This window comes from Rahnella sp. P4_A8, from assembly GCF_056402435.1.
This window is the reverse complement of the sequence record NZ_JBFUHK010000006.1, coordinates 156,670-166,564: the sequence shown is the minus strand read 5'-3', so window position 1 is coordinate 166,564 and position 9,895 is coordinate 156,670. Positions and strand designations below refer to the sequence as shown.

9 protein-coding genes are annotated in these 9,895 nt (G+C 52.1%); all 9 read left to right on the top strand.

Annotation, left to right across the window (positions count from 1 at the left end):
* The coding region (locus AC1DUO_RS05640; protein ID WP_477986728.1) for a F0F1 ATP synthase subunit epsilon at positions 1–395 on the top strand (395 nt) is incomplete at its 5' end.
* Between the two features lie 272 nt (positions 396–667).
* The gene (gene glmU, locus AC1DUO_RS05635) at positions 668–2,038 is read left to right on the top strand and encodes a bifunctional UDP-N-acetylglucosamine diphosphorylase/glucosamine-1-phosphate N-acetyltransferase GlmU (RefSeq protein ID WP_013577686.1); all 1,371 of its coding nucleotides are present in this window, start codon (positions 668–670) and stop codon (positions 2,036–2,038) included.
* Between the two features lie 132 nt (positions 2,039–2,170).
* A complete protein-coding gene (glmS, locus tag AC1DUO_RS05630) occupies positions 2,171–4,000 on the top strand; it encodes a glutamine--fructose-6-phosphate transaminase (isomerizing) (RefSeq protein WP_112197580.1) in 1,830 nt (609 codons plus the stop codon).
* 177 nt (positions 4,001–4,177) lie between these two features.
* Entirely contained in the window at positions 4,178–5,050 is an 873-nt protein-coding gene (gene rluF / locus AC1DUO_RS05625) for a 23S rRNA pseudouridine(2604) synthase RluF (protein WP_037033884.1), read from the top strand.
* Between the two features lie 216 nt (positions 5,051–5,266).
* The gene (gene pstS, locus AC1DUO_RS05620; protein ID WP_013577689.1) at positions 5,267–6,307 is read left to right on the top strand and encodes a phosphate ABC transporter substrate-binding protein PstS; all 1,041 of its coding nucleotides are present in this window, start codon (positions 5,267–5,269) and stop codon (positions 6,305–6,307) included.
* Positions 6,308–6,401: 94 nt separating this feature from the next.
* A complete protein-coding gene (gene pstC / locus AC1DUO_RS05615; protein ID WP_013577690.1) occupies positions 6,402–7,358 on the top strand; it encodes a phosphate ABC transporter permease PstC in 957 nt (318 codons plus the stop codon).
* 1 nt (position 7,359) lies between these two features.
* Positions 7,360–8,247 carry a phosphate ABC transporter permease PstA gene (gene pstA, locus AC1DUO_RS05610; RefSeq protein ID WP_013577691.1) on the top strand — a complete coding sequence of 296 codons (888 nt, stop codon included), beginning with the start codon at positions 7,360–7,362 and terminating at the stop codon, positions 8,245–8,247.
* Positions 8,248–8,339: 92 nt separating this feature from the next.
* Entirely contained in the window at positions 8,340–9,107 is a 768-nt protein-coding gene (gene pstB, locus AC1DUO_RS05605; RefSeq protein WP_013577692.1) for a phosphate ABC transporter ATP-binding protein PstB, read from the top strand.
* A 10-nt stretch (positions 9,108–9,117) separates the two neighbouring features.
* Positions 9,118–9,849, top strand: coding sequence for a phosphate signaling complex protein PhoU (gene phoU / locus AC1DUO_RS05600; RefSeq protein ID WP_013577693.1), 732 nt, complete (start codon positions 9,118–9,120; stop codon positions 9,847–9,849).
* Positions 9,850–9,895: the final 46 nt, after the last annotated feature.

Below are 9,895 nucleotides of genomic sequence, written 5' to 3'. Positions count from 1 at the left end.
TTGTTAGTGCGGAAAAACGTATGTTTACCGGCATGGTACAAAAGATCCAGGTGACGGGTAGCGAAGGCGAACTGGGTATTTTCCCGGGGCATGCTCCGCTGCTCACCGCCATCAAGCCTGGCATGGTGCGCATTGTTAAAGAACACGGTGAAGAAGAGTATATCTATCTTTCCGGTGGCATCCTTGAGGTGCAACCGAATGCAACGACCGTGTTGGCTGATACTGCAATCCGTGGGCAAGACCTCGACGAAGCGCGCGCGCTTGAAGCTAAGCGCAAAGCGGAAGAACACATTAGTGGTTCTCACGGCGACGTTGATTACGCTCAGGCGTCAGCGGAACTGGCTAAGGCGATCGCGAAACTTCGCGTTATCGAACTGACCAGAAAAGCGATGTAACAACATCAGTTAGAAAAGCGACCTTCGGGTCGCTTTTTTTTTTGCTTTTAATAAAGTGCATTTTCAGTGTTTTTCCCAAGGCTAATTTTCGCTTTTAATGGAATACTTGGGTGATTAACCGACACTTTACCCTCAGTTTTTTTGGTGTAGTCTATACAGCATACAACCCTTGCAGGCTGCGGCCTGCGGGCGGTTTTTGAAGCGAAATATGTAGTAATCCGCGCACTGAACGGGTTACTTTTGTCACTCAAATTGGATTTGTCAGGTTACCTATGTCGAACAGCGCACTGAGTGTGGTGATCCTTGCCGCGGGCAAGGGGACACGCATGTACTCCAACCTTCCGAAAGTTCTTCACCCATTGGCTGGCAAGCCAATGGTTCAGCACGTCATTGATGCGGCCACGCAAGTGGGTGCCCGGAACGTGCATCTGGTCTATGGCCACGGTGGCGATTTACTGAAGAAAAATCTGGCAGGCAGTGATCTGAACTGGGTATTGCAGGCAGAGCAACTGGGGACCGGTCATGCGATGCAGCAGGCGGCGCCGTTCTTTGCCGATGATGAAGATGTGCTGATGCTGTACGGCGATGTTCCGCTGATTTCCGTCGACACCCTGAACGAATTACTCAAAGCCAAGCCCGATGGCGGCATTGGTTTACTGACCGTCGTGCTGGATGACCCGACCGGTTATGGCCGTATCGTTCGTGAGAATGGCATTGTTACCGGCATTATTGAGCAGAAAGATGCCAGCGAAGAACAGCTGAAAATTCAGGAAATTAACACCGGTATCCTGGTCGCTAACGGCGCGTCATTCAAACGCTGGCTCGGTCAACTGAATAACAACAACGCGCAGGGTGAATACTACATCACCGATATTATTGCGATGGCGCATGCGGAAGGACATCTGATCGCCACCGTTCATCCGGCGCGAAACAGCGAAGTGGATGGTGTGAATAACCGCCTGCAACTTTCCCGTCTTGAGCGCGTATATCAGAGTGAACAGGCAGAGCGTCTGTTGCTCGAAGGCGTGATGCTGATGGACCCAGCGCGGTTTGATCTGCGCGGTGAACTGTCTCACGGCATCGATGTACTGATCGACACCAATGTCATTATCGAAGGTCACGTGAAACTGGGTGATCGCGTCAAAATCGGTGCGGGCTGCGTGCTGAAAAATTGCGTGATTGGCGATGACTGTGAAGTCAGTCCTTACAGCGTGTTCGAAGATGCGGTGCTGGAAAGCGGTTGTACGGTCGGGCCTTTCGCCCGTCTGCGCCCCGGCGCTGAACTGGCTGAAGGCGCGCATGTCGGCAATTTCGTCGAAATCAAAAAAGCGCGTCTCGGCAAAGGCTCTAAAGCTGGTCATCTCTCCTACCTTGGTGATGCTGATATTGGGGATAACGTTAACATCGGCGCGGGTACCATCACCTGCAACTACGACGGCGTAAACAAGCATAAGACCATCATCGGTAACGATGTCTTTGTGGGGTCAGATTCTCAGCTGGTAGCGCCAGTCACTGTGGGTAATAACGTGACGATCGCCGCCGGTACAACGGTCACGCGCGACGTGCCGGACAATGGTTTACTGTTAAGCCGGGTGCCGCAGGTGCATAAACCTGACTGGCAGAAACCGGTGAAGAAAAAATAAGCTGTTCATAATAATCCCCAACTCTCTACAAGGCTCGGGGAACCGCAAGTACACYGGAAAACGGGGCTTGCGGATAAATCAGGTCAGGCATCAAAAAAGGTCCCGAAAAGACCTTCAATAGGAATAAAACTGATGTGTGGAATTGTAGGCGCAGTAGCGCAACGCGATATTGCTGAAATTCTGTTGGAAGGTTTACGCCGTCTCGAATACCGCGGTTATGACTCAGCCGGTCTGGCTGTCATTGATGCTGACGGGAAAATGGGGCGCTTGCGTCGTCTGGGTAAAGTCCAGATGCTGGCTGATGCACTCGATGAACATCCTTTGCATGGTGGCACCGGTATTGCTCACACACGATGGGCAACCCATGGCGAACCTTCTGAAGCGAATGCTCACCCGCATGTGTCTGATTACATTGCTGTGGTGCATAACGGCATTATCGAAAACCACGAACCTCTGCGTGAATTGTTGATTGAACGCGGCTACCGTTTTGATTCTGAAACAGATACCGAAGTGATCGCGCATCTGGTGCATTGGGAACAACTCCAGGGCGGTACGCTGCTCGAAGTGGTCCAGCGCGTTATCCCGCAACTGCGGGGTGCCTACGGCACGGTGGTGATGGATCGCCGCGATCCGTCTGTTCTGGTCGCTGCCCGTTCCGGCAGCCCGCTGGTGATTGGTCGTGGTGTGGGTGAAAACTTCATTGCCTCCGATCAGCTGGCGCTGTTACCTGTGACCCGCCGCTTCCTGTTCCTGGAAGAAGGCGATGTTGCTGAAGTTAAGCGCCGTTCCGTCAGCGTATATGACAAAAATGGTCATGCCGTTGAGCGTGAAGAAATCGAATCCAAAGTGCAGTACGACGCCGGTGATAAAGGCGTTTACCGCCACTACATGCAAAAAGAAATCTACGAACAGCCGCTGGCCATTAAAAACACCCTGGAAGGCCGTTTCAGCCACGGCGAAGTGAATCTGAGCGAGCTGGGCGAAAAAGCGGACGAAATTCTGTCCCGTGTTCAGCACGTGCAGATTATCGCCTGCGGTACGTCATATAACTCCGGGATGGTGGCGCGTTACTGGTTTGAGTCACTGGCTGGCATGCCTTGTGATGTCGAGATCGCTTCGGAATTCCGCTATCGCAAATCTGCTGTTCGTCCGGGCAGCCTGATCATCACGCTGTCTCAGTCGGGTGAAACGGCTGATACGCTGGCAGCGCTGCGTCTGTCGAAAGAGCTGGGTTATCTTGGTTCGCTGGCAGTATGCAACGTGGCTGGTTCTTCTCTGGTGCGTGAATCCGATCTGGCGCTGATGACCAAAGCGGGCACCGAAATCGGTGTGGCCTCAACCAAAGCTTTCACCACGCAGCTGACCGTTCTGCTGATGCTGGTGGCGCGTATGGGCCGCCTGAAAGGGATGAGTCCGCAAGTTGAGCACGACATTGTTCACGCGCTTCAGGCGTTGCCTGCGCGCATCGAACAAATGCTGTCGCTGGATAAGACTATCGAAACGCTGGCTGAAGGTTTCTCTGATAAACATCACGCCCTGTTCCTTGGCCGTGGCGATCAATATCCGATCGCGATGGAAGGTGCGCTGAAGCTGAAAGAGATTTCGTATATCCACGCTGAAGCCTATGCGGCAGGCGAGCTGAAACATGGCCCGCTGGCGCTGATTGATGCGGATATGCCGGTGATTGTGGTTGCGCCCAATAACGAATTGCTGGAAAAACTGAAGTCGAATATCGAAGAAGTGCGTGCACGTGGCGGTTTACTGTATGTCTTCGCCGATCAGGACGCGGGTTTTGTCGACAGTGACGGTATGAAGATTATTCAGCTGCCTCACGTTGAAGAAATCGTCGCTCCGATTTTCTACACCGTACCGCTCCAGTTGCTGTCCTACTACGTTGCGCTGATTAAAGGCACCGATGTTGACCAGCCACGTAATCTGGCGAAGTCTGTGACTGTCGAATAAGACTGTCCGGTTTCAGCCATGTTATCTCTAAGCGCCTCCCGGGGCGCTTTTYTCTTTCCAGAATGTTGTTCTCCGGCTCTCCCTTTGTCAGCAGCCGGTCACGATTCTCTTCTCTCAGGCTTCGTAACCCGCCCCGGATAAGGTATAGTTCGCGTTTTTCTGAAGGTACCCCGCTGAATGCTGACCAACTCCTCCATTCGTCTCAACAAATACATTAGCGAGAGCGGCATCTGCTCGCGCCGCGATGCTGATCGTTACATCGAACAGGGAAATGTTTTTATCAACGGCAGGCGTGCTGCGGTGGGTGCTCAGGTGTTTGCCGGCGATGTGGTGAAAGTGAATGGTCAGATTATTGAGCCGCGTGATGAAGAAGATCTGGTGCTTATTGCGCTGAACAAGCCCGTAGGCATTATCACCACGATGGAAGAGGGGGAGCGGGACAACATCCGCGATTTCGTTAACCACAGCAAACGCGTCTTCCCGATTGGCCGTCTGGACAAAGATTCGCAGGGCCTGATTTTACTGACCAATCACGGCGATCTGGTCAATAAAATCCTGCGTGCCGGTAACGACCACGAAAAAGAATATATCGTGACCGTCAATAAACCGATCACGGACGAGTTTATTGCCGGTATGGGCGCGGGTGTGCCGATGCTCGGTACCGTGACCAAGAAATGCAAAGTGAAGAAAGAAGCACCGATGGTGTTTCGCATTACGCTGGTGCAGGGACTTAACCGACAGATCCGCCGCATGACTAAGCATTTTGGTTTCGACGTCACTAAGCTTGAACGTGTGCGTATTATGAACATCAATCTGAAAGGATTACCGCTGGGCGAATGGCGTGATCTGACCGATGATGAACTGATCGAATTGTTTAAGCTGATTGAAAACTCTTCGTCTGAAGACAAACCGGCGAAAAAAGTGCCATCAAAACCTGCTCAGGCTAAAAAACCGGCTGTCACTAAAACGAAAAACAGCGAAAAACCTGAAGCGAATTCCGCATCCCGCAAGCGTTTTGCCCAGCCTGGCCGTAAGAAGAAGGGGCGTTAATTCACCTGCTTTTCATTATCCGCCGGTGTAATAACCGGCTTTTTCTGCTTAAAACTCCCACATTTTGCCCGTATGGTTCGAATTGTGACCTGTGTCATAAAACTGTCATATAACGTACATTTTACTGTCACTAAACTGTCCTATTTTCCTCCTGTGCCAAACACTTTAATTAACGTCGACATCAGTCGGGAAGTTTAAAACCACCAGGAGTGGAACATGAAATTGATGCGTAACACCGTCGCCGGTCTTGTAGCAGCGACTTTCTCCCTCACAGCAATGTCTGCTTTCGCTGCCGCTAACCTGACTGGCGCTGGCGGTACCTTCCCAGCCCCTGTCTATGCTAAGTGGGCTGATGCATACCAGAAAGCAACCGGTACTCAGGTTAACTATCAGGGCATCGGTTCTTCCGGCGGCGTGAAACAAATCATCGCTAAAACCGTTGATTTCGGGGCATCTGATGCACCGATGAAAGAAGAAGATCTGAATAAAAACGGTCTGTTCCAGTTTCCTACTGTAATCGGCGGCGTGGTACTGGCTGTTAACATCCCGGGCATCAAATCCGGTCAGTTGACTCTGGATGGCGCAACGCTGGGTGATATTTACCTCGGTAAAATCAAAAAGTGGAACGATACGGCGATCACCAAGCTGAACCCGGGCGTGAAACTGCCAGACACTAACATCGCGGTGGTTCGCCGTGCTGACGGTTCCGGTACTTCCTTCGTATTCACCAGCTACCTGGCGAAAGTGAACAGCGAGTGGAAAGACAAAATCGGTGCAGGTTCTACTGTTAACTGGCCAACGGGTCTCGGCGGCAAGGGCAACGACGGCGTGGCCGCATTCGTACAGCGTCTGCCAGGTTCAATCGGTTACGTAGAATATGCTTACGCCAAGCAAAACAACCTGGCTTACACCAAGCTGGTAGATGCAGACGGCAAAGCCATCAGCCCGACAGAAGAATCCTTCAGTGCAGCCGCTAAAGGCGCAGACTGGAGCAAAACCTTCGCTCAGGACCTGACCAATCAGAAAGGTGATAATGCGTGGCCAATCAGCTCCACCACCTTCATCCTGATTTACAAAGACCAGCAAGATGCAGCGAAGGGCACCGAAGTGCTGAAGTTCTTCGACTGGGCTTACAAAAACGGTAACAAACTGACGACTGATTTGGATTACGCCGCACTGCCAGCTTCTGTTGTAGAACAGATCCGCGCAGCCTGGAAAACCAACATCAAAGACAGCAGCGGTAAAGCACTTTACTAGGATCTGACCTCGGGTCTGATATAGAGTACAAGTCTTCTGCTTCATTCCCTCTCCGGCCGGGGAGGGAATTAAATCTGAATTAAAAGAGAGTGGTATGGCTGAATACAAGCCGGCTATCAAGGCACCCAGCAAAAACGGTGACATCATCTTCGGCGCGCTGGTTAAACTGGCAGCGCTGATTGTGCTATTTATGTTGGGCGGCATTATCGTCTCGCTGTTTATTGCTTCCCTGCCGAGCATTGAAAAGTTCGGATTGTCCTTCCTGTGGACGAAAACCTGGGATGCACCGAACCAGCAATTTGGCGCACTGGTGCCGATTTACGGCACGGTCGTGACCTCCATTATTGCCCTGCTGATTGCTGTTCCCGTCAGCTTTGGTATCGCATTATTCCTTACCGAGCTGGCGCCGAACTGGATGAAACGCCCGCTGGGGATTGCTATTGAACTGCTGGCGGCGATCCCCAGTATTGTTTATGGCATGTGGGGGCTGTTCGTTTTCGCCCCGCTGTTTGCGCAGTATTTTCAGACGCCGTTGGGCGATGTACTTTCCGGTATCCCGATTGTTGGTGCCCTGTTCGCCGGTCCGGGTTTTGGTATCGGTATTCTGGCTGCAGGCGTCATCCTCGCCATTATGATCATCCCGTACATAGCTTCCGTCATGCGTGACGTGTTCGAGCAAACGCCGGTGATGATGAAAGAATCTGCTTACGGCATTGGTTGCACTACATGGGAAGTGATCTGGCGTATCGTGCTGCCGTTCACCAAAAATGGTGTGATCGGCGGCGTGATGTTAGGTCTGGGGCGCGCACTTGGCGAAACCATGGCGGTGACCTTCATTATCGGTAACACCTACCAGCTCGATAGCGCATCGCTGTACGCGCCGGGCAACAGCATTACCTCTGCACTGGCGAACGAATTCGCCGAAGCGGAAGCCGGGCTGCATACGTCTGCACTGATGGAACTGGGTCTGATCCTGTTTGTCATCACCTTTATTGTTTTGGCGCTGTCGAAAATGATGATCCTGCGTCTGGCTAAGAAAGAGGGCCGTTAAGATGACGACACTCGAAATGCAAAGTAATACTGCATTACTGGAATCGCGTCGCAAACGTCAGGCGTGGCGCCGTCAGAAGAACCGTCTGGCGCTGATGGTCTCCATGCTGACCATGGCGTTTGGTCTGTTCTGGCTGGTGTGGATCTTGTTCACCACTATCGTTAAAGGTGTTGACGGGATGTCGCTGGCGCTGTTCACAGAAAATACCCCGCCTCCGAATACGGCAGGCGGCGGTCTGGCTAACGCCATTGCAGGCAGCGGATTATTGATTCTGTGGGCAACGGTCATCGGTACGCCACTGGGCGTGATGGCGGGGATTTATCTGGCCGAATATGGACGTAAATCCTGGCTGGCTGAATTCATTCGTTTCATTAACGACATTCTGCTTTCCGCACCATCCATCGTTGTGGGCTTGTTTGTGTACACCATTATGGTGGCAAAAATGGGACACTTCTCCGGCTGGGCGGGCGTGCTTGCACTGGCATTGTTACAGATCCCGATTGTTATCCGTACCACGGAAAACATGCTGAAACTGGTGCCGGACAGCCTGCGTGAAGCGGCTTACGCACTGGGTACGCCGAAGTGGAAAATGATTTCGGCCATCACACTGAAAGCCTCAGTTTCCGGCATTATCACCGGGATCCTGCTGGCGATTGCCCGTATTGCCGGTGAAACCGCGCCGCTGTTGTTTACGTCGCTCTCCAACCAGTTCTGGAGCACCGACATGATGCAGCCGATTGCTAACCTGCCGGTCACCATCTTTAAGTTTGCGATGAGCCCGTTTGGCGAGTGGCAACAACTGGCGTGGGCGGGTGTTCTGCTGATTACCGTGTGTGTGCTGCTGCTGAACATTCTGGCGCGTGTGATTTTCGCCCCGAAAAAGCAATAAGCGAATTTATTATCGATGGCAGGTGATAGCGGCTGCCATCACTGTTTACCCGGCGTCGCCATGCGGCGCGCGAATAAGAGAGATGTCTGAGAATGACTGACGCATCCAACAGCAAAATTCAGGTTCGCGATCTGAACTTTTATTACGGCAAATTCCACGCGCTGAAAAATATTTCCCTGGATATTGCTAAGAACGAAGTCACGGCATTCATCGGCCCGTCAGGCTGTGGTAAATCCACGCTGCTGCGTACGTTTAACAAAATGTACCAGCTGTATCCGGAACAGCACGCTGAGGGTGAAATCCTGCTTGATGGCGAAAACATTCTGGTTGATAAGCAGGACATCGCGCTGCTGCGCGCCAAAGTCGGCATGGTCTTCCAGAAACCGACGCCATTCCCGATGTCGATTTACGACAACATCGCGTTTGGTGTCCGTCTGTTTGAAAAGCTGTCCCGCACGGATATGGACGAGCGTGTGCAATGGGCGCTGACCAAAGCTGCATTGTGGAATGAATCTAAAGACAAGTTGCACCAGAGTGGTTACAGCCTGTCCGGCGGCCAGCAACAGCGTTTGTGTATTGCACGTGGTATTGCGATCCGTCCTGACGTTCTGCTGCTCGATGAACCTTGCTCGGCGCTCGATCCGATTTCTACCGGCCGTATCGAAGAGCTGATCACCGAGTTAAAATCTGATTACACCGTGGTGATCGTGACCCACAACATGCAGCAGGCTGCGCGTTGTTCAGATCGCACTGCGTTTATGTATCTGGGCGAACTGATCGAATACAGCGACACTGACTCGCTGTTCACTTCACCAGCGCGCAAACAGACTGAAGATTACATTACTGGCCGCTACGGTTGAGGTACAAAGAATGGACAACCTGAACTTAAACAAACACATTTCTGGCCAGTTCAATGCTGAGCTTGAACATATCCGTACGCAGGTTCTGGCGATGGGCGGCCTGGTTGAGCAACAACTGACTGACGCCATCACGGCGATGCACAATCAGGATGCCGAACTGGCGCAACGCGTCATCAAAGGTGATGACAAAGTTAACCTGATGGAAGTGGCGATCGACGAAGCTTGTGTGCGCATCATTGCCAAGCGCCAGCCAACCGCCAGCGATTTACGTTTGGTGATGGCGATTATCAAAACCATTTCTGAACTCGAGCGTATCGGTGACGTGGCAGATAAAATCTGCCGCACGGCGCTGGAAAAATTCTCACATTTGCATCAGCCGTTGCTGGTCAGCCTGGAATCGCTGGGCCGCCATACCGTAGAGATGCTGCATGATGTGCTGGATGCGTTTGCGCGTATGGATCTTGACGAAGCGGTGCGTATTTACCGTGAAGATAAAAAAGTGGATCAGGAATATGAAGGCATTGTGCGCCAGCTGATGACCTACATGATGGAAGATCCACGCACGATTCCAAGCGTGCTGACCGCACTGTTCTGCGCCCGTTCTATCGAACGTATCGGTGACCGTTGCCAGAACATTTGCGAATTCATTTTCTACTTTGTGAAAGGTCAGGATTTCCGTCATGTGGGCGGCGATGCGCTGGATAAATTGCTGACAGACGGTAAAGATGTGCCGAAAGAATAAGGGTTTACTGACATCGCTCCACAAAAAAGGCCTCTGACGAGGCCTT